Origin of the sequence: Clostridium kluyveri DSM 555 (assembly GCF_000016505.1) — a bacterium.
GTDB lineage: Bacteria > Bacillota > Clostridia > Clostridiales > Clostridiaceae > Clostridium_B > Clostridium_B kluyveri.
Window position 1 is genome coordinate 523,747 of record NC_009706.1, and the last position, 23,626, is coordinate 547,372.

Here is a 23,626-nt window from a genome sequence, read left to right on the forward strand (position 1 = left end):
TCACCTCTAGATACTATAAATTTTATAACGTTAACATCTATATTATAATGTATATATAAGTGTAAATACAATAACTTTATTAATTCATTTAGAAGAATAGCAGTTAATTGTTAATGGAATCTGTATATTACGAATTGCCAAGGATTAATTTTAGAATTTGACACAGATATATATCTATTTTATAATTTAGGTACATAACGGAAAAAATAAGGAAGCGAAGATGAATATGATAACTTTTATTAAAACTGCAGTTGTAACTATAATAATATCATTTATATCTGGATGGCTGCTAGACCACTATAAAAGCCTGGCACCTAAAATATTATGCAATGTTGGAAATGGTGTACCTATAAAGATAAATAACAAAAAGGTTCATGCATATGTGGTTACTATAACAAATGTATCAAATAAAATAATTCATGAACTAACTATAAATATACAAAGTTTAAAAAACAATTTACAAATTGCAGATGCCAAAATAACAAAGGGTTTAAAATTTCACTCCTCAATAAAAGATAATGTTTTAGATGTCTCCATACCTTTTTTAAGTAAAAAGGATAAGTTTTCAATTACATTATATATAGAGGACAAAGATGGATTGCAAAGTGAACCCTTTATCACAATTAGATCACCTGAAAAATTTAAAGAAATACGTTCTATAGGGAAAACAGGTAAGTTATCTTTATTGTCTGATAAGCCCCAAAATATAAATGGTAAAATTTCTAAAAAAACTAGAAAAACTAAACCAATGTCTTTCAATAAAAAAACATTGGTGTCCATTACATCCATTGTATTAGTTATTATGATTGGAATTTTAGGAAAATTTTATTTTAAAGGGCTGTTTACTAGTGCAAAAACTACCGATAAAACCACTGTCCACCAACAGCCTACTGACAATACAGAATCATCAAATAAAACAACTAAAAATACAGATTCGAAAACTTCATCAAATAACACAAATGGAGATATAAACTCAAAGGTATCATCGGATGGAACGACTCAAAATACAGATTCAAAAACATCATCAGATGGAACGACCCAAAATACAGATTCAAAAACATCATCGGATGGAACGACTCAAAATACAGATTCAAAAACATCATCAGATGGAACGGCTAAAAATACAGATTCAAAAACATCATCAGATGGAACAACTAAAAATACAGATTCAAAAACATCATCGGATCAAACAACTAAAAATACAAATTCACAAACATCATCAGATGAAACAACCGAGAATACAGCTAACTAGTATTATTTTAAGGTTCAAATGGAGAAAAACATTCTTTATGTACAAACTTCATCTGAACCTAAGATAAGAATCACTTGGTAAAAAAGAAAGCACTCACACTAAAATATAGTATCCTCTTTAATACTACTCTTCTAATCTCTTCTTTATTTCTAAAAGGAATTCCTCAGTATTAACTATTTTCTTATTTTCTAACTCTGAAAGTGAAGCTAAATCTTTAGTCATAATACCTTCCTCAATAGTTCTAATAGATGTATTTTCAAGTCTATCTGCAAATTCAACTAATTCATTTATTCCGTCTATTTCTCCTCTTTTTCGTAGAGCTCCTGTCCATGCAAATAAAGTAGCCATGGAATTTGTGGAGGTTAACTGTCCTTTAAGATGCTGATAATAATGTTTTTGTACAGTACCATGAGCAGCTTCGTATTCATAATAGCCTTCAGGTGACACAAGCACTGAAGTCATCATTGCAAGACTTCCAAAAGCAGTAGCAACCATATCCGACATCACATCGCCATCATAATTCTTACATGCCCATATAAAACCACCTTCTGATTTTACAACTCTGGCAACAGCATCATCAATTAGTGTATAAAAATATTCTATACCAGCATCATTAAACTTAGCATCATATTCAGTATCATATATTTCCTGGAATATATCCTTAAATCTATGATCATAGGTTTTGGAAATCGTATCCTTTGAAGCAAACCATAAATTTTGATTCATATCCAGTGCATAATTAAAGCAGGAGCGTGCAAAGCTTTCAATAGATTTATCAAGGTTATGCATTCCCATTACAACACCTGGTCCATTGAAAACATGAAGTGTTTGTCTTGTTTCTTCTCCTTTTTCAGAGGTGAACACTAATTCCATTTTACCAGGTTCTTCTACTTTGTACTCTACATCTCTATACACATCACCATATGCATGTCTTGCAACTGTAATAGGTTTTTCCCATGTTCTCATAAGAGGTCTTATACTGTTTACTATAATAGGTGTACGGAAAACTGTACCATCCAGAATTGCTCTTATTGTTCCGTTAGGACTTTTCCACATACTCTTAAGGTTATATTCCTTAACTCTTTTAGCATTTGGAGTTATAGTAGCACATTTTACACCAACACCATATTTTTTTATTGCATTTGCAGCTTCAATAGTTATTTCATCATTAGTTTCGTTTCTTTTAACAAGTCCAAGATCATAATACTCAGTTTTTAAGTCTATGTATGGTTCCAAAAGTAACTCCTTAATCATCTTCCAGATGATTCTAGTCATTTCATCTCCGTCCATTTCTACTAAAGGTACGTTCATTTTAATCTTTTCAGTCATTATTAGTCCTCTCTTCATTTATATTTTTTATGTATTTTTTGACCAAATATATTTTATTATAAAAGAAATAGACAGTACATGCAAGTTAGCCTTGCATTTTACTAACGTCAGTTTTATTCTTATATTATACATTCAATTTAACCAGAAGTGCTATTAGTAAAATGGCTATTAACTAGTGAAGATATTACAAACTATCAGTGTAGAGATAATAAAAAAGAAATATGTTATAAATTAATTGAGAAAGGTAAAGTTTTACTTGATAAATATTTCAAGTGACACTCTGTGAGACACAGATAAATGAATTAAAATAAGGGGTGATAGTGTGTTGATTGATTTAAGCGTAAAGGTTACTAGGTCATCTAATAAAGATGCTTTAGATAATGAAAAAATGGTTTCTTTTGGTCATTCAGGTACTCATTTTGATGTAATGAATAAAGAGTTTCCATTGGTGTTTACAAAGAGAAAAGGTATAGTATTTGATGTAAGTGGGATATTTGACAGAGATATTGATGTGTCGGATATTGATATTAGTTTTGTTGAAGCGGATATGTTTATTGCTTTTTATACAGGTTTTATAGAAAAGGAATATTATGGTACAAAGGTTTATTTTACATTACACCCACAATTATCAGATGAGTTAATTGACCAGTTGATTCACCGTAGAGTTTCAATTATTGGTATTGACTTTGCGGGAGTAAGACGTGGCATTGAGCATACACCCAAAGACCAATATTGTGCTGACAAAGGTATATTTATTATTGAGAATCTTTGTAACTTGGGTAAAGTTTTAAATGGAAAAAATATAATGAAGTTTACAGCAAACACCTATCCAATTAATTTTGCAGGTATGACAGGATTGCCTTGTAGAGTAGTAGCTGAGGTTGAATAATTAATACAAAATTATATATGTAGTACTAATACCATTTGCAGCTCCTATAGCGGATGCAGACGACGCTCCGGGTCTCATGGGATTTCCAATCATTTTTATTTTTGTTTCAATTGTGATTGCAGTCTTTGCTGCTGTTCTTCAAAGGCTTTTACAAGATGCTATTGATATAAAATCGGAAAATGATTTAACAGTCTGAGGTGATAAAATGGCAATTATAATCAATATTGATGTGATGCTGGCTAAAAGGAAAATGAGTGTAACAGAACTTACAGATAAAGTTGAAATAACTATGGCGAATATTTCTATATTAAAGAACGGAAAGGCAAAGGCTATTAGATTTTCAACTTTAGAGGCAATATGCAAAGCTTTAGAATGCTAACCAGGTGATATTTTAGAATACAGAAATGATACGTAAATGGGAAGCTGAATACTACAAGTAGATTAGTTTTAAATGTTGAGTGAAGTTTACTTGAGGAGGTAATGTATTAAGATTAAATTAATTCAACCTGCAATGCTGCCAAAGACCTATGAATACAAAGGAGATGTTTAAATGGATAAGATCAACGTTTATGAAAAATTGAATCTTTTTAACGAGCATTGGAGTCCAAAAATTTTAGGTGAAATTAACGATTCTTATGTAAAGATTGTTAAACTTAGTGGCGAATTTTTATGGCACACTCATGAAAACGAAGATGAAATGTTTTATATTTTAAAAGGGTCATTAATTGTTAAGTTTAGGGATAAGGATGTCATTTTAAATCAAGGAGAATTTCTTATTATTCCAAAGGGAATTGAGCATATGCCAGTTGCTAAAAAAGAAGTGCATGCAATGTTAATTGAAGCAAAAACAACATTAAATACTGGAGATGTTAAAAATGAGAGAACAATAGAGAAACTTGATAGAATTTAGTGTAGATTAATCATATTGCTTTCTATGAAGGTTGATTCAAGGTCTTTATTGGATGTATAGAGAAATTATTAAATATCTATCTAATAAAACTGACAGTGCAAATGAGTTAAATTGAACAATAACGGGAATGGGAGAAATAAGTATGAGCATAAGATTGGCTGAATACAAAGACTTAGAGCAAATGGTGAAAATCTATAATCAAGCAATTGAAACACATCGTTGTACTGCTGATATGGATACTTTTTCGGTGGAAGAAAGGATTTCTTGGTTTGAGGAATATCAATGTTTAGAGTATCCACTTTATGTATATGAAATTGATAATAAAGTTGTAGGATATCTACATTTTACTGGTTATCGTAAAGGAAGAAGAGCTATGAGATATACTGCAGAAATCAGTTACTATATACATAATGACTATCAAGGTCAAGGGATTGGAACAAAAATGATGGAATTTGCACTTGAAAAGAGTAAAGAATGGGGTTATCTACCTGAAGTTGCAGATTTTGACGGAGAAGTATGTTCACATTTATATTATGGATTAAAGATATAGAAATAAAAGTTAAAAATTGAATATTATTGCATAATATTTCTTAACTTGTGTCACAAGTGTAATTTAATACGATACCTCCTTATTTTTTAGTTCAAAACTGTCGCACTAATTTTTTAGTGCAACAGTCCCTTATGATATGTCATATTGAGTATTTAGCCTATTATCATATGCTTAACATACACTTCTAATTCATTACTTATTATTTTCAGCATAAAACTTTAGGGCTTCTCCAATAAATTTAGATGCACCATTTCCATATTTTTTATCTGTTGCTTTTATAAATTCAGGTTTTGATAAATAAAAATCTGCCATATATCCTAAATAATTTTCTCCCTCATCTACTTTTAAAGTTTCGTGTATTTTTCGGGTCTCATTTGCTATTTCAGAAACAATTTGTTGAATCTCTTTCGAAGTAGGAGCTTTACTTAAGTTAGATCTAAGCTTTTTATATAGAGTTTCTATTTTGGGCTCATAATCCCTCAAATAAATTTTTAAAGCTTTTCCAATAAATTTAGACGCACCTTCTCCATATTTTTTATCAATTTCTTCTATCCACGATATACCACTTCCACCATATTTCTCATCAACTTTTATTCCCTTAGGAAATACTAAGTGAAATTGTACCATAGTGTACCAATAATAGTCTCCCATATTAGTTTTAAAAGCTTCATAATCTTTTTTAGCTATAGTAGTTATTTCACCAGAAATTTGTTGAATTTCCTCTGAAGAAGGATCTTTACTTAAGTCAGCTGTAAGTTTTTTATATAGCTCTTTTAATTTGGGATGCTTATCGTAAAGACAATCTTTTTTAAACTTATCAATTTGTTCTGATTTAGTTATTGCCAGACTATTATTTAAATTTTTCTTCAAAGCTTCAGTAAATTTTTTTATACTTCCATAATGCTTTATAGCATCTTTAGCAATCTCAGCTTCCTTAGATTTACATTTTTTAATAAATTCATTATAATTATCTACACTACCATAAATTCTAATTACTTTATCCTTATTTTCTTTCTTAAATTCTTCTAATACATTATAATATTCAGTCATATCAAATTCTTTAAAACTCATCGTATTCGTTCCCTTCAAAGTTTTATTTATAAGATCTATCAAGCTATTCAATCTATCTCGTTTTAAAACGATTAGCTTTTTATGATTTTCTAGTGCTTTCATCTTATCAAAGTGAGGACTAGTTATGATTTCTTTAATTTCTTTCAGTGGTAAATCAAGTTCTTTGAAAAACAAAATCTGCTGCAAAGTTTCAAGAGCCTCATTATCATAAATCCTGTAGCCTGCTTCTGTTAATTTAGTTGGTTTTAATAATCCAATTTTGTCATAGTGATGAAGCATACGCACACTTACTCCTGTTAAATCCGAAACTTGTTTTACTGTTCTCATAACTTTACCTCCAACTTTGATTTTAGAGCTGTGAATACTGACCAATACTCTGCCGGCTATGAGTTTTAGTTTATATTTTCAAACTCTATTTTTATATTACACTATGACATAGTGTTAGGGTCAACACTTTGAAAAAATTTCTATGTAAAATGAAAAGATTGCGAATTAAAATATTGTGGATTATACTAATAACCCACAATATTTACTTTTTTTAGCTAGAATGCTTTGATATCCCTAAAAGCAGGAAACTTAGCACAGGGATACGACTTATTATTTCATATAAAAGGGGCATTGTCATAATTTCAATGATTAATAAAATAAAATAATATAACAGCATTGGTAGTTGTAAGTATGTGGTTAATAAATATGCACTTATTGTTAAAACTGGATAATGCAGCACATATATTCCAAATGTTCTTTTGTTCATATATTCTGTAAAGTGATTTGTTCCATTAAACCATGCCTTTCCACAACCTAAAATTGCAAGAATAATTATCCATAGGTAAAAATTAGTAAATAGGCTTTGTAAACAGGTTGCAGTGGTATAGTTATCTCCATAATAATAAATTGTATAAGTAATTCCACAAATAACTGCAGAAATTAAAAGTGGTAAATGCCATTTCTTAAGCCTTTCCTGCACTTCATCATGTGAAAAAACGTAATATCCAAGTAAAAACATAAAAATATAGATACCATTGCGATATACAGTAATAAGGGGTGTGTTTAAAATAAAAGAACTTCCCCATACTGCAAAGAACAACAACAAGATAATTATCATATTTGTTTTTTTGCATATTTTCCATAGTGTATCATTTTTATCAAATTTTCTAAATAGCAACAATATCATAGACGCTAAAAATAATTCATGTGCAAACCACAGAGGTCCTATTCCGCAAAGTGAATAAATCAGATATTTTATAAAACCTGGAATAAGATTTCCTTTGCCACCAAACATATCTACATAATGATTTGTAACATAACCACTTATCCAACCCAAAATAAAAATACCTGCAATCGAAGGCACTAACAGCCTTTTGACACGCTCTTTTGCAAATTGTTTTCCGGTTCTCTTTTGTAAAGAATAACGTGCAGATATTCCTCCTACTAAAAATAAACAAGCCATAAACCAGGGGTATATAAAATACAGCATTACATCCATCTGTGGTATTCCCTTTACCCCAATATTAGATATTACTCCTACACTATTGAAAATATATATTATATGATAAATAACAACTAATATGATAATACCCCAACGAATATTATCCAAATAACTTTTTCTCATAATTAACTCCTGTATTTCCATATGATTGAATTTATAACAGCTGCGACATTATTCCTTAAAATAGCAGAGTATTTCTTACACAGATTTTCTACTTCAAGTACACTCATTCTTCGTCATCCTCCCTTTCTGGAAGGTCTCCGTCAAAAATTGTTTTGGTCAGTTTTGTGAACAGTGATTTTGGAGGTATTGCTATACCTTTCTTCTTATCAGCAAGAACTATAATAGTATCGCCAGGATTGATATCAAAAATATCTCTGGCTTCTTTCGGGATAACAAATTGTCCTTTTTCACCGATTTTTACTGTCCATGCATACTTGTCGTTTGGATGCTTCATATTATTTCCTCCATTCATTGTGAGTATTGTATTGAAAGTATGATTTGTATGATTTATGTGATTTAATTATAGTCAGTTATTTTTAAAAAGTCAAGATTTTAAACATTTTAGTAATAACACAGCCGCCGGTATTAAGCCATAGTAATTACTTGGGATATCACCACCAGGCTAAGACAAAAAATGGGCAATTGTAATCAGATAATGATATGGTTTACTTATTATTTAATTCACAGTTTGAAAATAAAGTGACATTTAAAATAAATACTACTTTAAATGAAAACACAATGTGTAGTTTACATAAAGTGTTGATATTCGGAGAAGCTAATTTATATAATACATTAAACCAGGAGGTTATTTTTATGCCAGATTTAAAAAATATAAAGTTAGTTTCATCAGAAATATCAGGTCTTTGGGATTCATATATGAGTGATAGCTTAGTAATATGTGTTCTTAAACAGTTTCTTAATAATGTAGAAGATAATGATATACAAACATTGTTACAGCATACTTTAAATTTATCAATTCAGCATATTTCAATAATTACAGATATATTTAATCAGGAAGGGTTACCGATACCTCAAGGATTTACTGATAAGGACGTAAACATAAATTCACCACGTCTATTTAGTGATACTTTCTATGCCGCATATATTAGTTTTATAGCAAGAGTAGGAATGCACGATTATACTCTTACCTTAAATCAAATAGCTCGTTCAGATATTAGAAAGTATTTTTCAAAATGTATCACTGAGTATATAGGCTTGTATAATAAAGCAGCAGAATTAAGATTATCAAAAGGTATTTTTATAAGGGCACCGCATATAGAAGTTCCTAAAGAAGTTCAATTTGTAGGAAATCAAAGCTTTATATTCAATATTTTTAAAAAAAAGCGTGCATTACTAGCTAGGGAAATAACACATATATTTTCGCTTATTTCTGCAGATATAATAGGAGATGCTCTTGCGACAGGTTTTAGCCAGGTTTCTAGAGATAAAAAGATTTCAGCGTATTTCCTTGAAGGTAAGCATTTAGGTCAAGAAATAATTGCTGAATTAACATCAATTTTAGTAGATGAAGATATTCCGATTCCAGCTACCTCCGAATCTTTTGTAACGGATTCAACTGAGTCACCGTTTTCGGAAAAATTGATGTTGTACCATGCTTTGATAATGACAGCGGCGGGGGTAAGTAGTAAGGGAGCAGCAATAGCACAAAGCATGAGGGCTGATTTAGAAGGTATGTATACTAAACTCATAGCTAAGATTATGAAATATACTAAAGATGGTATAGATATTATGAATGATAATAAGTTTCTTGAACAACCACCACAAGCGATAAGTCATGAAAAATTAGTTAAAATATGAAATGGCTAAATATTGAATAATTTCAATATTGTATTATTTATAACCTGTAATTTATGAGGAATTCTTTATATTATGTATATATCAGAAATAGGCACTGTTAAGGACAGTGTCTATTTTTATATTATTTACAAATAGTTATTACGTAGGACATTGGATTGTAACAAATACTGTGTATAATTATAAGTACTTTAAGGAAATAGTCTTAGAACAAATAAAAAATAATGTTGTTAATATTATATCCCTTCAAAAATAATATTATATAAAATAGGCACTCGTCATTTAGGGTGCTTATTTTGTAGAAATTTAATAGATATAAAAATTTAGGAGGAAAGAATGTATATGGATAAAGAGAATTTAAGGCAAGAAATATTAGACATACTAGAAAAACATAATTATATAAGCAGGTTAAGTGAATGCCCAATGACTACTTTAAAATTTCTTTTAAAAATAGATGATGCTTCTTTAATTTATGATGCTTTATGTGAACTTCAAGAAGAAGATAGGGTAATAAAAAGTTTTGAACCATTTGCCGGTAATTCGAACCAGAAAATTAATGCATCAAGATGGTATTTAAAACAACAGGGAGAAGAAGAAAACCCTGAGAGTATAGAGTAATTTCTATTCATAAATAAATGAGATTTTTAAATGAAGTTGATAAAGTGTATACTTTGGTATATAATATTTGATATTAGATAGATTTCAAAAAGAGAGGTAATTTTGTGAGTGTTTAGTATCTAAAAATAGGTAATTTAATATTGATTCTAAAATTGAGGGTGCAATACCTTTAATTATTATGGAATTGATTACTATTTATAGATACAAGTCCACGAAACTACTTTGGGGTGCAGTACCCTTTATTAAGTTTGCAATTAAAGCTGTGGAGTATCCATGGCTTTTTTATTTTATAATTAATACTATGAAATCTATCTAGGTTTCGTCGGCTTGAATAAAGTTGAGGAAGGAATTTTAAAATGGATAATACAACATTAGAAAAATTACATTATTATGAATTAAAGGAGATAGTAAAAGGATATTGCGCAAGTGGCTTGGGTAAATCCTTAATAGATAAACTAGAGCCAAGTACAAATATAGAGGTAGTAAATAGAAGGTTAGATGAAACCTCTGAAGGAAGGACACTTTTAGATGCTTCTTATCATATACCCTTCGATGGAATATTTAATGTAAATCCACTTGTAAAGAAAATGGAAAAGGGTGCAGCATTAGATCCAGAGGATTTAAGTACCATGGAAAACTTTTTAAGAGGCTGCAGAAAGCTTAAATTATTTATGAAGGATAAGGAAGGTTATGCTCCTACTTTAAGCTCATATAGCTTAAATATAACAGATTTAAGTTATATAGAAGAGGAAATAAATATATCGATATCAGGAAATAGAATAGATTCCAGTGCTTCAAAGGAGCTAAAAAAAATAAGAAAGCAAATTGATGTATGTGAAGGTCAAATAAAAGGAAAGCTTGAAAAGTTTCTAAAAAATCCTTCAAATAAAGAGTATATACAAGAATTTTTTGTAAGTCAAAGAAATGGAAAATATACGATACCTATAAAAGCTGCCTTTAAAAATCAAGTTCAGGGTGAAATTGTTGAAACTTCAGTAAAGGGCAGTACTGTATTTATAGAGCCAAATGCAGTAGTGAAATACACTTCTGGGCTAGCAGCTTTAAAAGTTGAAGAGTCTATAGAGGAATATAAAATATTAGCTACTTTAACAGAAATGCTATATGAAAGAATAAGAGAAATTAAAATGAATATTGATGTAATAGCTGAGTATGACATGGTTTTGGCAAAAGCAAAATATAGTAGTGACATAGAAGGAATAAAACCTAAACTAAATGAGCATGGTTATATAAAAATAGTTAAGGGAGGCTATCCTTTAATTAAAAATGGAGTACCCTTAGATTTTGAAATAGGAAAAGATTATAGATCATTAATAATCACAGGACCTAATGCGGGAGGAAAAACTATAGTATTAAAAACTTTAGGAATGTTAACTCTTGCAGTTCAATCAGGGTTTCATATAAAGGCTAAAGAAGGCACAGAGATTGCTGTATTTAACAAAATATTTGTAGATATAGGTGATAATCAAAGTGTAGAAAATGCTTTAAGTACTTTTTCATCCCATGTGAAAAATTTAGCATATATAATAAAAGAAAGTAATAAGTCAACATTATTGTTGTTTGATGAAATTGGCGGTGGAACAGAACCGAATGAAGGTGCAGCCTTAGCAATAGCTATTTTAGAAGAAGTGTATTATAAGGGCTGTATAACAGTATCGACAACCCATTATGGAGAGATTAAAAACTTTTCGGAGCAGCATCCAGACTTTGAAAATGCAGCTATGGAGTTTAGATGTGACACATTAGATCCATTATATAAGCTTAATATAGGAAAGACAGGAGATAGTAATGCTCTTTATATATCAAAGAAAATGGGTATTTCAGATAATATAATTGAAAGAACTAGAAGATATATAGAAAGTAAGAATTATAATTATGAATTAATAAGGGATAGCAAAATTATAAAGAAAAAAGATATTCAAGCAGATAAAGGTGAAAGTTATGAATTTGTTGCAGGGGATAAGGTTCTTTGGATGGATAAGAATGAAAGTGCCATTGTTTACAGGGAAAGGGATATGGATAATAATGTAACTATTTTATTTAATAAAGAATTTGTTAATGTAAATTGCAAAAGATTAAAATTAGAAATTAAAGCTTCAGAGCTATATCCAGAAGGGTATGATTTAAATCAATTATTTGTTAGTTTCAAGGAAAGAAAGCTTGAAAGGGATATAGAAAGAGGATCTAAGAAGACTTTAAAGAAACTTAAAAAAAATCATTTGAAATAATATAGATAATTGCATTTATTCAAGAGTTAGATTTTATTGCATGTGATAGGGAAGTAGCTATTGGTAATATTATTTACTCGAAAGTAAAGATAATTAATGAAGATAATGAAGAGTTTCAAGTTTTGTGCATAGGTCCTCTTGGAGTATTACCTTCTTATCAAAGTAAAGGTATTGGAACTTTACAAAATAAAGATGGGGAGCCAGAACATGTACCTGCCAAGAATTACAGCAGCGAAATACACAGATTTATAAAGAGTATTTGGAGGGGTATGGTTCACAAGATTTATCTAAAAATATTTTTTATCCTTGAAAAAGTATTGAGGCTGTGAAAAAAAGTCTGTAAATTAAGAAAGATATGTAGCTTTCTATGATAAAATAAAAATCATAGGAGGCTTTTATTTATGGCGAGGAAAAAAGATGTTTATAAGGTAAAACCCATGACTGAAGGTAAGAAAAATATTATTTCGGATCTTCTCAACGAGTACGATATCAAATCAGCAGAAGATGTTCAGGAAGCATTGAAAGACCTGCTTGGAGGTACTCTCCAAGAAATGCTAGAGGCAGAAATGGATGATCACCTGGGATACAAAAAATATGATCGTTGTGATGAAACAAACTGTAGAAACGGCATAAAGCCAAAGAAAATACGAAGAAAATACGGTGAAATGGACATAAATGTTCCCTAGGACCGACAGAGTACCTTTCAGCCACAGACAGTAAAAAAACGTCAAAAAGATATTTCAACTATTGAAGACAAAATAATTTCCATGTATGCCAAGGGTATGACAACAAGGCAGATATCTGAAATTATTGAGGATATTTATGGCTTTGAGGCAAGTGAAGGAATGATATCAAACATCACCGATCGTTTACTACCTGAAATTGAACAGTGGCAGCAGCGCCCGCTATCAACCATATATCCAATCGTTTTTATAGATGCTGTGCATTTTTCGGTTAGAGATAATGATATAATACGAAAACTTGCCGCATATATCATTCTCGGTATCAATGATGAAGGAAAGAAGGAAGTTCTGTCTATCCAGATTGGCGAAAATGAAAGCAGTAAATACTGGCTCAGTGTCCTAAACGAACTCAAGAACAGGGGTGTAAAAGACATACTTATTCTCTGTGCTGACGGGCTTTCTGGTATAAAGGAATCAATATCTACGGCATTTCCAAAAACAGAATACCAGAGGTGTATTGTACATCAGATACGTAATACATTGAAGTATGTGTCATATAAAGACAAAAAAGCCTTTGCCTCAGACTTAAAGACCATATATCAGGCTCCGTCAGAAGAAATAGGCCATAGGAATATGGAAGTAGTAGCTGAAAAATGGCAGGATAAATATCCGGGAACAATGAACAGCTGGTCAAAAAACTGGGATGCCATAAGCCCTATATTCAAGTTTTCAACGGATGTCAGGAAAGTTATCTATACTACAAATGCCATAGAAAGTCTTAATAGTACATATCGCAGGCTTAACAGCCAGCGAAGTGTATTTCCAAGTGATACAGCACTTCTTAAGGCCTTGTATCTTGCAACTTTTGAGGCCACTAAAAAATGGACATCAGTCCTTAGAAACTGAGGGAAGGTACATGATGAGCTGTCCATAATGTATGAGGGAAGACTTCCTGAATAAAAATAGAACCATCGAAAAAAACGCCTGCAAATAGGTGTTCTTGACATACATGTTTTTACACTGTATATTAAAAAATAAGGCAGTATTTCATTTTACTGATATCTGCCTTTAATAATTATCATAGAAAGCTAATTTACAGAAAAAGCCTTCACACTCTCTACTTTTTTTTATATTTATTCTTTAAAATCAAAAACAATCTTACTATCCTTTATAATTAAAAATGCATCAAAAACCTCTCCATTCTTACTTTTGAATCCTTTTATAAGATTAGTTTTTTTATCTTTTAGTAACTTTTTAACCATAGATTCCGTTATGCTTTTACTTGCTATTTTGCTACCTATAAAAAATTTACAGCCCTCTTTCCACTTATCACATCCATAACCCGATTTATTAGCTATGACATTACCTTTTCCACACACTGGACATGTTCCTAATCCTTTACTTTCAGAACTAAAATCAAATGCTACATTTTCATCTTTTATTGTCAATACTGCATCAAAACTTTTTCCGTTTTTACTCTTAAATCCTTTAATGACATTCGTCTTTTTATTTTTTATAAGCTTTTTTGCCATTGATTCACTTATGTTTTTTCCTGCTATCTGCTTTCCTATAAAAAACTTACAACCTTCTCTCCACCTACTACAACCATAACCAAATTTATTGGCCATAATATTACCCTTACCACATATTGGGCATACTCCCATGCTCTCATATTTCTTACTTTCTATTCTATCAATTTTAATTTCATCTCCTTTTCTAATTATATTATTTAATTCACTTTTTACATTATATATTATTGTATTTATTTCTATATCATTCTTATAAACCCCTTTAAGTTGTTTTCCAAATTCAACTGTTTTTCCTTTATCTAAATCAATATTTAACCTTTTTAGTACGTCTATAAGCCTTATACCCTTATTCTCACATTCAAAATGTCCCTTTACTTCTTTTATATATTCATACTTTTGGGCATTTTTAATTATTACGGCTCTGGTTGCAACAGTGCCTATCTCGCAGCCTTCAAGTATCATTTTATATTCTTCATCATCATTTGTATTTTCTAAGTCCTGAATCTCTTTTTTCTTAAAAGGATTTTTAAGAAAATTATTTAATTCCGATTCCGTTACTCTGTTGGGCTTTTGAGTTTGCTTTTCATCCACTGAAAGTTTAGTATCTAATTTCTCATCTTCTACAAAATCAGGTAATTCATTTTCTTTCTTTATATTTTCGTATTTTAAGAATCCCGTTTGTTTAATTACATTTCCTTTAAGCTCTATAACTTCATCAACTATTCTTATTATCACATATGTTTCCTCTATTATTGTTTCTTCATTTAAAAAATTACTTATAAACCTATTTCTTATTGCAGTATAAACTTTTTTTTCATCTTCACTTAATTTCTCTATCTCCGGTATTTTTGTAGTCGGAGTAATGGCACTATGCGATTCTACTTTATTGTTATCAAATATCTTTTTCTTATCTTTAAAATCTATATCTACATTAAATTTTTCTTTCATTACTTCAATTATACTTTTTATTTTTCCCTTTTCATTTTCTGCTAAATATTCCGTATTAGTTCTCGGGTATGTGGTAAATCCGCATTCATATAGTTTTTGTAAATGTTTCAAAGTATCATCTAGTGACATCTTAAATTGTTTAAACATCTTATTTTGAAGTGTATCAAGAGAAAATAATTTAGGTGGCTGCTTCTTGACTTTTTTCTTTTCTACTTTATCAACTATAGCTTTTTTATCCTTTAAGCTATTTAATAAATTCGCTGCCTTTTCTCTTTCATCTGCTGAAAATCTTCTATCTTTTAATTTAGCTTTTATCTCTAAATTATCTTTTTTAATGACAGCTCCTATCTCAAAATAAGTTTCTGGCTTAAAATTTTCTATTGCCCTGTCCCTGTCATAAATAAATTTTACAATAGGTATTAAAACACGACCCACAGGTAAAAAGGTTTGTGATTTTATACTTAGATACCTGGTTAAATTTATTCCATATGTCCAGTCTAAATACGTCCTTGCAAGACCTTCATTGTATAAGTTCTTGTAATCTCTATTATCTTTTAAATTTCTTAGTTCTTGTCTTATAGTTTGTGTAGTCTGTTCTGGAAGCCATAATCTCTTAACGGGCTTATTAATGTTTTCTTCTTTAAAAATCCTACTGATTATATTATTTACAATTACTTCGCCTTCTCTATCTGCATCACCACAGTTGACTATTTCAGTAACATCGTTTCTCCTTATCAAATTCTTTATAACTTCATATTGCTTTTTTACTCCTTTATCTTCTCTAATTTTAAATTTAAAATCTTCAGGTACAAATGGTAGTTCATCTAGATTCCATTTAGTTTTACCTCTCTTAAAATAGTTATCTACATCATATAACCTCAATAAGTGTCCATAAGCAAAAGTGATTAAATAATCCCTATTTTCAAAGTATCCATCATTTCTATTCATATTTCCAATACTCTTAACAATATTCAATGCCAAGCTTGGTTTTTCTGCTAGTATCAATTTCATTTCTTACTCCTTACATAAATTGATCATATTTATTTATTCTGTAGTGTAATAGAGGACTTTCACAAGCGAATCATCAGATATTTCATTCATATTTGCAGCTCTGCTAATTGAGAAAATTACAGCGTTGTTTAACATTTATTTAACAACAGTATTTTATAATAAAAAAAGTTAATTATAAACCCTTGATAACATAAATTATCTTTTAAAAATATTAATAATTCCAGCATAAAGCTCAAAAAATTGATTGAAAAAAGGTGAAATCTTTATTATAGTTAACTTTGTAATATGAAGGAGGAGAAAAGCATGATTAACATACTGGTAGTTGAAGATGATATAAAGATTAATCATATTGTATGTGCTTATTTAAACGATAACGGTTATCATGCAATTGGGTGTAAAACAGCCATGGAGGCTTTTGATAAAATGATGGACAATATTATAGGTATTATAATTTCGGACATAATGATGCCTGAAATGGATGGATATGAATTTGCTAAAACTGTGCGAAAACAGAATAAAAATATTCCAATTCTTTTTATGACAGCAAGGGACGATATTTCTTCGAAGAAAAAGGGATTTAATATTGGAATAGATGATTATATGGTAAAACCTATCGAGCTGGATGAGCTACTTATGCGTATAGAAGCACTTCTTCGGCGTGCTAATATTGCTAGCGAACGTAAACTGGCGGTTGGTTCACTAACTTTAAATGCAGATGAAAATATGGCATACCTGAATGGAGAGGAAGTACCATTAACTGTTCGGGAGTTTGAAATTTTATTTAAACTTTTATCCTATCCAAAGCGGACTTTTACCAGAACGCAGCTGATGGATGAGTTTTGGGGAATAGAAAGTGAAAGTACCCCTCGTACGGTAGATGTTTCCATTACAAAATTGAGAAGTAAGCTTGCAGAATGTAAGGACATTGAAATTGTAACAGTGCGTAGTCTTGGGTATAAAGTGGTGATAAAGACTTGAAAATTCAATATAAGGAACCAAGAGATAAAAGAGTAAATGCAAAACATTCTTTTGGGAAAGAGTATCTGGTAACATTAGGTACGGTTTTGCTTTGTTGTTCAGGTGCAGTTCTTATCAATGATGCATATATGGCGGAACAAGCAAATCCATGGAGTATGGTGCTAGGTATCAGCAGTTATTTGGCAATGATATGCTTTATCGTCAGCGGAGTGATACGGTGGATTAAATATACAGCATATACAAAACCAATGGGGAAAATTGGTCATGCAGCCAGAAAAGTGGCAGTTGGAGATTTTACAGTACGTATTGCTTCTGAGCGTAAAGATGGAAAAAAGGATGAAATGGAGTTACTAATTGATGATTTTAATAAAATGGTGGAAGAATTAGCTACTATTGAAACATTGAAAGGTGATTTTATTTCAAATATTTCTCATGAAATAAAGACTCCGCTATCTGTTATTCAAAGTTATGCGACTGTACTGCATAATGGAAATATATCAGAGGAACGAAGACAAGAATATCTGGAAACAATCCTTGAATCTACAAGAAAACTTTCAGCATTGATTACGAATATACTTCGATTGAATAAATTAGAAAATCAGGAAATTATACACGGTGAAACATATTCACTGGATGAACAGTTACGCTGCTGTATACTGGCATTAGAAGAGAAATTTGAAGAAAAGTCTATCGAATTTGATGCAAATTTGGAGGAAGTAGTTATTACTACAGATGAGAGCCTATTAGAAATCGTTTGGAATAATCTATTGACAAATGCCATTAAATTTACAGAACTTGGGGGTTCGGTGATGGCGGAATTAAAGGTGGAAAATGGTATTGCAATTGTATCCATAAGTGATTCAGGCTGTGGTATGGATGAAGAAACTATACGCCGTATTTTTGACAGATTTTACCAAGGAGATACATCACATTCTCGTGAAGGATATGGACTGGGATTAGCTCTTGTGAAACGTATTATAGCTCTTGTGGATGGCAATATTACAGTTAAAAGTAAACTTGGGAATGGAACAATTTTTATGGTGACAATTAAATTATGATATGTGGAATCTCTCATAGTGAAATATTGTGGAAGATTTTTGTGTTTAACAGTACTTTAACAAAACTTTAACCTTATGGAATATTTGCAGGATATTATAGAAATATCAAATAAAAGTTAAGGAGAATAATATGAACGAAAAAAATTTTACTATGAATGAATATCTGGATGTGAATGTTAAAACAAGGCAGCTGCTATAATTGATCAGAATTATGATGTAATATATGAATCTTGTGAAAAGGCATCAAACCTTTTGAATTAATTATTATTGCAACATTATTAATAAACATAGAGGAGAATTTAGATATGAATAATAGAATTTATTTATTAACCGGAGCAGCAGGACTTTTAGGAAGCAATGTATCAAGACAACTGATTGATCGTGGAGAACAGGTGAGGGCACTTGTGTTAAATGGAGATCCGGCAGTTAAATATATACCGGAAGAAGTAGAACTTGTAAGTGGAGATGTGACGGACACAGAATCTTTACAAAAATTTTTTACAGTATCTGAAAGCACAGATATCTATGTTATCCATTGTGCAAGTATCGTTACATTGAATCCAAACCCTAATGGGAAGGTTCATGCCGTAAATGTAGGTGGAACTCAGAATATCATTGATAAATGTGTAGAGCATCAGGTTAAAAAATTGGTGTATATTAGCTCTACTGGAGCTATTCCAGAGCTTCCTGGTAATATGCCAATTAAGGAAGTAACTCATTTTGGAATAGAAGGATTGGTTGGTTATTATTCTGTTACTAAAGCAGAAGCTTCACAATTAGTAATAGATGCATTGGCAAAGTATCCGCAGCTGGATGCATCCCTTGTTCATCCAAGTGGAATTTGTGGCCCCAATGATTATTCTTTTGGACCAGTTGCAGATTTTATAATGCAGTACGTAAATGGTAATATGCCAGCAGGTGTTGCAGGAACATTTAATAGTGTTGATGTTCGCGATTTGTCAGAGGGAGTAATTGCCTGCTGTGACAAAGGAAGACGTGGACAATGTTATATTATGAGTAATGATCTTGTATCAATGCAGGATATGTTTAAGTTGATAAATCATGCAGCAGGATTAAATTACAATCCAAAGATTCTGTCAGTACCTGTAGCAAAAGTTGTGGCAAAAGTAATGGGAGTTGTGGGTAAAATCACAGGAAAGCCAGCACGGTTGACAGGTTTTGCAATTTATAACCTGACACGTAATAATAATTTTAACTGTAGTAAAGCAGTCCATGAACTTAGATTTAAATGCCGTCCATTTGAAGAAACAATCAGTGATGAGGTTCGTTGGCTGAAAATGGAAGGAAAAATTTAGAGTGATAAGGAGAATTATTATGTATGAAATGAGAACAAATAAAAATAAATTAACTATGAAAGCTTTAATTTACAAAGGGATTAAGGATGTAGAATTGCAAGAAAAGAAGATTCCTATCTGTGGACAAGATGATGTAATTATAAGAAATATGAGAGCAGGTATCTGTGGATCGGATGTAACCGGATATCTGTATGGTGGAGAAAAAGTTGCAATTTACCCAGGACGAGAATTTGGCCATGAAATGGTTGGCTATGTACATGAAAAAGGGGAAAATGTTACTTGTGTGCAAGTAGGGACAAGGGTATTTGTTGATCCGACATTCTGTACGCCAAATCCATATGAAGCAGATATGGCCGGAGCATTTTCCCAGTATGTAAGAGTCCAAAATGTAAAGGAAGGATATAATCTGTATATCCTTCCAGATAATCTTTCCTATGATGATGCAGTTTTAATTGAGCCATTCAGTGTTGGAACTCATGGAAAAAATACACCGCAGGTAAGAGCCGATGAAAATGTACTAGTTATAGGAGCAGGAACAATCGGTCTTTGTGCAATGAGCAGTCTTATAGCACGAGGAAATAAAAAAGTTGCCGTATTGGATATGGATGATAATCGTTTAAAAGTTGTTGAAAAAATGGGGGGTATTGGCTTTAATTCAAAGCAGGGTATAGAAGCCACTGAAAAATTTTTAGAAGAATATTTTGGTGTTCTGGAAAATAAGAACCATCGTATTGACATGAAAGATGGAAGGTTGACGGTTACGGAAAATTCAGTAATAGACATTGATGTAGTGATTGATTGCGCAGGGGTATCAGAATTTGTTGATGAATTTATGAAACATGCAAAACAGCATGCAAGATATTCCTGTGTTGCATTACATAAAAAAGAAGTACCAATCCGTTTTCATGAAGTCATGAGTACACAATGTGTATTAATGGGTTCAAGAGGATATACAAGTGAAGACATCAATGAAGTAATTGATAATCTTTCCCAGAATAATTCAAAAGTAACAGAAATTATTACACATGTATTCAAGTTAGAAGATGCAAAAGAAGCTTTTGAAATAGCATCTTCCCCGGATAAAGCAATCAAAGTTGTTTTAAATATGGAATAATAAATTTAAATAAGACGGTACAAACCAAATTTTCAAGAAATAATAACTTATGGGTCAGACTGCCGACAAAATATTTTGTCAGCAGTCTAAGAAAGCTTTGATTTCAGGGGCTTTTCTTATACAAAAATTTATATGCTTCTAGATAGGCCGCTAATTCTATGTTGATAGATCGCCTAATTCTAATAAACATTCAAAAGAATCTATATATCTATCACAAAGCAGCTGTATTTCTTTTTTTGATTTACATGCATATTCATCGTATACTCCAACGGTATAAAAACCTGCACTTTTTGCTGTTCTGATTGCATAGTCGGCATCTTCATAAACTATGGTATCTGCTATACTTGCTTTCATTTTTTTTAGAGCAAGATAATAGATATCGGGCTTGCTTTTTCCAGCTCCAACCTCATCACAGCATACTACAAAAGAAAAATATTGTAACACTTCCAGACGTTTCAGTGCTAACTCTGCCAATTGTACTGGTGTAGCTGTGGCTACACACATTATTATGCCATTTTTCTGTAAATATGAGAGATATTCTTTGACATATGGTTTTAATGGTATTTGGTACCTATATTTATCCATAATTAATTGATTTATGTCAGAAATAATTTGTTCTGGGCAATCCCTGATTTTTAACTCTTTTCTAAAATAGTTGACTGATTCTGTCATAGACATTGCACTTATAACTTCATTCAGGTTTTCTGGGAATTTAATTCCTTTTTTTGTTAAATAATTTTTTCCAAGATTCTTCCATGCAGGCATAGAATCCATAATTGTGCCGTCCATATCAAAAATAGCATGTCTATATTTTCTCAATATTTATTCCTCCATTTATAATTTTTCAAGTTATATTGATTATACTATCAATTAGGAATATGTGAAACATCATGATACTGCCTTTCCACTTCTATTTCGGTTTTTCTCAATGAACCATACACCCTGTGAATTATAACTTATTTAATGTAAGGCACCCTTGTCTACACAGATAATCTGACACCTGCGTTATTGTTTATAAATAAAAAAAGCATAAAAAGTAAATACACCCGCGGTGTGTACCCCTTATACCTCAAACTCATTGTTCTTGCCCCAATCACACATATACTTGACAATGGGTATAAGACTTTGTCCCTTTTTGGTGAGGGAATATTCTACTTTCGGAGGAGTTTGAGGATACTCCTTTCGCAATATAATATTTTTATTTTCTAATTCTTTTAATTGTGAACTTAACATTTTATGAGTAATACCATTAATATTTAATATTCTTTTTTAAAACTCCATATCTTATCGTACCCATACAAGCAAGTAGATAAATTATTTTTAATCTCCATTTTCCACTTATAACTGATAAAGTGTATTCAAAGGGTTCTTTACTACTGATATAACAAAGTTTTTCTGACATACTTTCACTCTCCTTTATGATAGTATATAACAAAAAAGTGCATACTATTATTTTTTGTAGCTAATTTATAATAAAGATGAGTTACAACAATACACCCAGAAAAAGCAGATAACTTGGAAAATTTGAAAAACGAGATGAAAATTTTAAATGATATTGTATCTGGAAAAAGAAATTCTTTGTTAGATGCAAAAGCTAAGTCGATGGATGAACTTAAAATTGAAGAGAATATAGTAAAAAATAAATATGCTGGTATGGGTGAATTTACACTTCCAAGTGGACAAATAAAAATATTAACTATTATTTTTCAGGCCTCTATGGTGTTTGGGAAGTTACCAATTTGGATACACGTATTTAATCCTTTAACCTTACAAGATATCAAGGAAATAGGTGAATTAAGTAAAGCATTCCCTGACATTCCTGTTATATTAGGGCATATGGGAGGAAGTAACTGGTTGACAGCTATAGAACTTGCAAAAGAGATACCAAATTTATATCTTGATACATCTGCTTATTTTTCCACACTTGTTTTGAAGATAACTGTAAATGAAGTTTTACTAAAATGTATTTTTGGTGTAGATATGCCCTATGGAGACTATTAATTAAACTATATATTTAGGAGGAAGTACATCAATTTACTATTTTACAGGTACAGGTAATTCGTTAAAAATAGCTAAAAATTTAAGAGAGGAATTAAAGGATACAGAACTTATACAAATTAATATAAAAATGATTCTTTAAATAAGGAACGTTATAATCATCCAGATATAAAAGTACAGGAGTTATCTCAAGAAAAATTATCTTAATATAATCTTTAGTTAACATATTGCGCAGTCTTCTTTATTTATGTCACAAATGTTTATATAATACGACATTTATGTTATTTTTGATGCGAAAAATATATCATAATTAGAAACGACTTTATAGACAAAATTGAAAATGATAATGATATTACATTGAAGAAAGAATCTAACATGTCTCCTGACGCTTTCGGGGATGTATACCAAGAAGTGTCCCCTATATATTGGATAGGCTCAAATGTTTGCGCTATGAGTACAGGAAGAGGACCTGGAACTCTAGACTTGTCGACTTCATACACTGAATCAGCAATGGTATCAGCATCATTTTCATATTCTGCATCTGATTTATCTGCTGATGTTGGATTTAGTGTAAGCATTTCATATACTATATCTCTCAGTTATAGTGTATATTTATCATCTGGCCAATCTGCTACAATTAATGTTTATCCAATATATGCAGGTTCCCTATTTAGTAAAACAAATATATTTACCGGTAGCGTTTATTATGGAAGAGCTTATAGACCTATAGGCGCAGAATATCGAGTTACCTATTATTAAAATGAAAAAAATCAATATATTTGTTTAATTATAGGGTTTGTCCTCTACAATGGGTTACAG

Annotated in this window: 23 protein-coding genes and 2 pseudogenes; 17 read left to right on the forward strand and 8 right to left on the reverse strand. The window is 30.9% G+C overall.

Annotated features, from left to right (window positions below; translation table 11 throughout):
* Positions 1-220 precede the first annotated feature (220 nt).
* The gene (locus tag CKL_RS02685; RefSeq protein ID WP_012620159.1) at positions 221-1,252 is read left to right on the forward strand and encodes a hypothetical protein; all 1,032 of its coding nucleotides are present in this window, start codon (positions 221-223) and stop codon (positions 1,250-1,252) included.
* A gap of 123 nt (positions 1,253-1,375) precedes the next feature.
* Here the strand turns inward: CKL_RS02685 and CKL_RS02690 are convergent, their stop codons facing one another.
* Positions 1,376-2,581, reverse strand: coding sequence for an NADP-dependent isocitrate dehydrogenase (locus CKL_RS02690; RefSeq protein WP_011989115.1), 1,206 nt, complete (start codon positions 2,579-2,581; stop codon positions 1,376-1,378).
* A 322-nt stretch (positions 2,582-2,903) separates the two neighbouring features.
* Between CKL_RS02690 and CKL_RS02695 the strand changes: the two genes are divergently transcribed.
* From CKL_RS02695 to CKL_RS02710, 5 genes and pseudogenes are all read left to right on the forward strand, one after another.
* The gene (locus CKL_RS02695) at positions 2,904-3,470 is read left to right on the forward strand and encodes a cyclase family protein (RefSeq protein ID WP_011989116.1); all 567 of its coding nucleotides are present in this window, start codon (positions 2,904-2,906) and stop codon (positions 3,468-3,470) included.
* 10 nt (positions 3,471-3,480) lie between these two features.
* Positions 3,481-3,666 (forward strand): annotated as a pseudogene (locus CKL_RS19660) (DUF2975 domain-containing protein); the annotation flags it as partial.
* A 9-nt stretch (positions 3,667-3,675) separates the two neighbouring features.
* Positions 3,676-3,849: a helix-turn-helix domain-containing protein gene (locus CKL_RS02700; protein ID WP_012620161.1), complete on the forward strand. Its 174-nt coding sequence runs from the start codon at positions 3,676-3,678 to the stop codon at positions 3,847-3,849.
* A 171-nt stretch (positions 3,850-4,020) separates the two neighbouring features.
* Positions 4,021-4,380 carry a cupin domain-containing protein gene (locus CKL_RS02705; RefSeq protein ID WP_011989117.1) on the forward strand — a complete coding sequence of 120 codons (360 nt, stop codon included), beginning with the start codon at positions 4,021-4,023 and terminating at the stop codon, positions 4,378-4,380.
* 142 nt (positions 4,381-4,522) lie between these two features.
* Complete coding sequence (locus CKL_RS02710; RefSeq protein WP_011989118.1) at positions 4,523-4,930, forward strand: GNAT family N-acetyltransferase; 408 nt, start codon at positions 4,523-4,525, stop codon at positions 4,928-4,930.
* 192 nt (positions 4,931-5,122) lie between these two features.
* Here the strand turns inward: CKL_RS02710 and CKL_RS02715 are convergent, their stop codons facing one another.
* The 3 genes from CKL_RS02715 to CKL_RS02725 form a co-directional block, all read right to left on the reverse strand.
* Positions 5,123-6,328 (reverse strand): MerR family transcriptional regulator, encoded by a 1,206-nt coding sequence (locus tag CKL_RS02715; protein WP_011989119.1) that lies wholly within the window; start codon positions 6,326-6,328, stop codon positions 5,123-5,125.
* A gap of 211 nt (positions 6,329-6,539) precedes the next feature.
* Positions 6,540-7,634, reverse strand: a complete 1,095-nt coding sequence (locus CKL_RS02720; protein WP_049759119.1) for an acyltransferase family protein — start codon at positions 7,632-7,634, stop codon at positions 6,540-6,542.
* Between the two features lie 82 nt (positions 7,635-7,716).
* On the reverse strand, positions 7,717-7,947 hold the full coding sequence (locus CKL_RS02725) for an AbrB/MazE/SpoVT family DNA-binding domain-containing protein (RefSeq protein WP_011989121.1): 231 nt from the start codon (positions 7,945-7,947) through the stop codon (positions 7,717-7,719).
* A 359-nt stretch (positions 7,948-8,306) separates the two neighbouring features.
* On the opposite strand from CKL_RS02725, the gene CKL_RS02730 reads away from it, so the two are divergent.
* The 5 genes and pseudogenes from CKL_RS02730 (at position 8,307) to CKL_RS02755 (ending at position 13,761) form a co-directional block, all read left to right on the forward strand.
* Positions 8,307-9,311, forward strand: a complete 1,005-nt coding sequence (locus CKL_RS02730; RefSeq protein ID WP_011989122.1) for a DUF3231 family protein — start codon at positions 8,307-8,309, stop codon at positions 9,309-9,311.
* A 339-nt stretch (positions 9,312-9,650) separates the two neighbouring features.
* A complete protein-coding gene (locus CKL_RS02735) occupies positions 9,651-9,926 on the forward strand; it encodes a hypothetical protein (protein ID WP_242649447.1) in 276 nt (91 codons plus the stop codon).
* Between the two features lie 356 nt (positions 9,927-10,282).
* Positions 10,283-12,172, forward strand: a complete 1,890-nt coding sequence (locus tag CKL_RS02740) for an endonuclease MutS2 (RefSeq protein WP_011989124.1) — start codon at positions 10,283-10,285, stop codon at positions 12,170-12,172.
* A gap of 122 nt (positions 12,173-12,294) precedes the next feature.
* Complete coding sequence (locus CKL_RS20575) at positions 12,295-12,501, forward strand: hypothetical protein (protein WP_011989125.1); 207 nt, start codon at positions 12,295-12,297, stop codon at positions 12,499-12,501.
* A gap of 72 nt (positions 12,502-12,573) precedes the next feature.
* Positions 12,574-13,761: pseudogene (locus CKL_RS02755) on the forward strand (IS256 family transposase).
* Positions 13,762-13,988: 227 nt separating this feature from the next.
* On the opposite strand, the gene CKL_RS02760 reads toward CKL_RS02755, so the two are convergent.
* Positions 13,989-16,343: a type IA DNA topoisomerase gene (locus tag CKL_RS02760; RefSeq protein WP_011989128.1), complete on the reverse strand. Its 2,355-nt coding sequence runs from the start codon at positions 16,341-16,343 to the stop codon at positions 13,989-13,991.
* Positions 16,344-16,646: 303 nt separating this feature from the next.
* Here CKL_RS02760 and CKL_RS02765 point away from each other — a divergent pair, with 303 nt between their 5' ends.
* The 4 genes from CKL_RS02765 (at position 16,647) to CKL_RS02780 (ending at position 20,809) form a co-directional block, all read left to right on the forward strand.
* Entirely contained in the window at positions 16,647-17,321 is a 675-nt protein-coding gene (locus CKL_RS02765) for a response regulator transcription factor (RefSeq protein ID WP_011989129.1), read from the forward strand.
* Positions 17,318-18,379 (forward strand): HAMP domain-containing sensor histidine kinase, encoded by a 1,062-nt coding sequence (locus CKL_RS02770; protein ID WP_011989130.1) that lies wholly within the window; start codon positions 17,318-17,320, stop codon positions 18,377-18,379. The genes CKL_RS02765 and CKL_RS02770 overlap by 4 nt, the downstream gene beginning before the upstream one ends.
* 305 nt (positions 18,380-18,684) lie before the next feature.
* The gene (locus CKL_RS02775; RefSeq protein WP_011989131.1) at positions 18,685-19,695 is read left to right on the forward strand and encodes an NAD-dependent epimerase/dehydratase family protein; all 1,011 of its coding nucleotides are present in this window, start codon (positions 18,685-18,687) and stop codon (positions 19,693-19,695) included.
* A gap of 19 nt (positions 19,696-19,714) precedes the next feature.
* A complete protein-coding gene (locus CKL_RS02780) occupies positions 19,715-20,809 on the forward strand; it encodes a zinc-dependent alcohol dehydrogenase (RefSeq protein WP_011989132.1) in 1,095 nt (364 codons plus the stop codon).
* 156 nt (positions 20,810-20,965) lie between these two features.
* Here the strand turns inward: CKL_RS02780 and CKL_RS02785 are convergent, their stop codons facing one another.
* The 3 genes from CKL_RS02785 to CKL_RS21770 all read right to left on the reverse strand — a co-directional run bounded on the left by CKL_RS02785 (position 20,966) and on the right by CKL_RS21770 (position 22,211).
* Entirely contained in the window at positions 20,966-21,628 is a 663-nt protein-coding gene (locus tag CKL_RS02785; RefSeq protein ID WP_011989133.1) for an HAD family hydrolase, read from the reverse strand.
* A gap of 243 nt (positions 21,629-21,871) precedes the next feature.
* Positions 21,872-22,042, reverse strand: a complete 171-nt coding sequence (locus CKL_RS21765) for a winged helix-turn-helix transcriptional regulator (protein WP_423200911.1) — start codon at positions 22,040-22,042, stop codon at positions 21,872-21,874.
* 16 nt (positions 22,043-22,058) lie between these two features.
* A complete protein-coding gene (locus tag CKL_RS21770) occupies positions 22,059-22,211 on the reverse strand; it encodes a transcriptional regulator (RefSeq protein WP_011989134.1) in 153 nt (50 codons plus the stop codon).
* A 134-nt stretch (positions 22,212-22,345) separates the two neighbouring features.
* On the opposite strand from CKL_RS21770, the gene CKL_RS02795 reads away from it, so the two are divergent.
* A complete protein-coding gene (locus CKL_RS02795) occupies positions 22,346-22,810 on the forward strand; it encodes an amidohydrolase family protein (RefSeq protein ID WP_242652522.1) in 465 nt (154 codons plus the stop codon).
* A gap of 354 nt (positions 22,811-23,164) precedes the next feature.
* Positions 23,165-23,566, forward strand: coding sequence for a hypothetical protein (locus CKL_RS02800; RefSeq protein ID WP_012620171.1), 402 nt, complete (start codon positions 23,165-23,167; stop codon positions 23,564-23,566).
* Positions 23,567-23,626 lie beyond the last annotated feature (60 nt).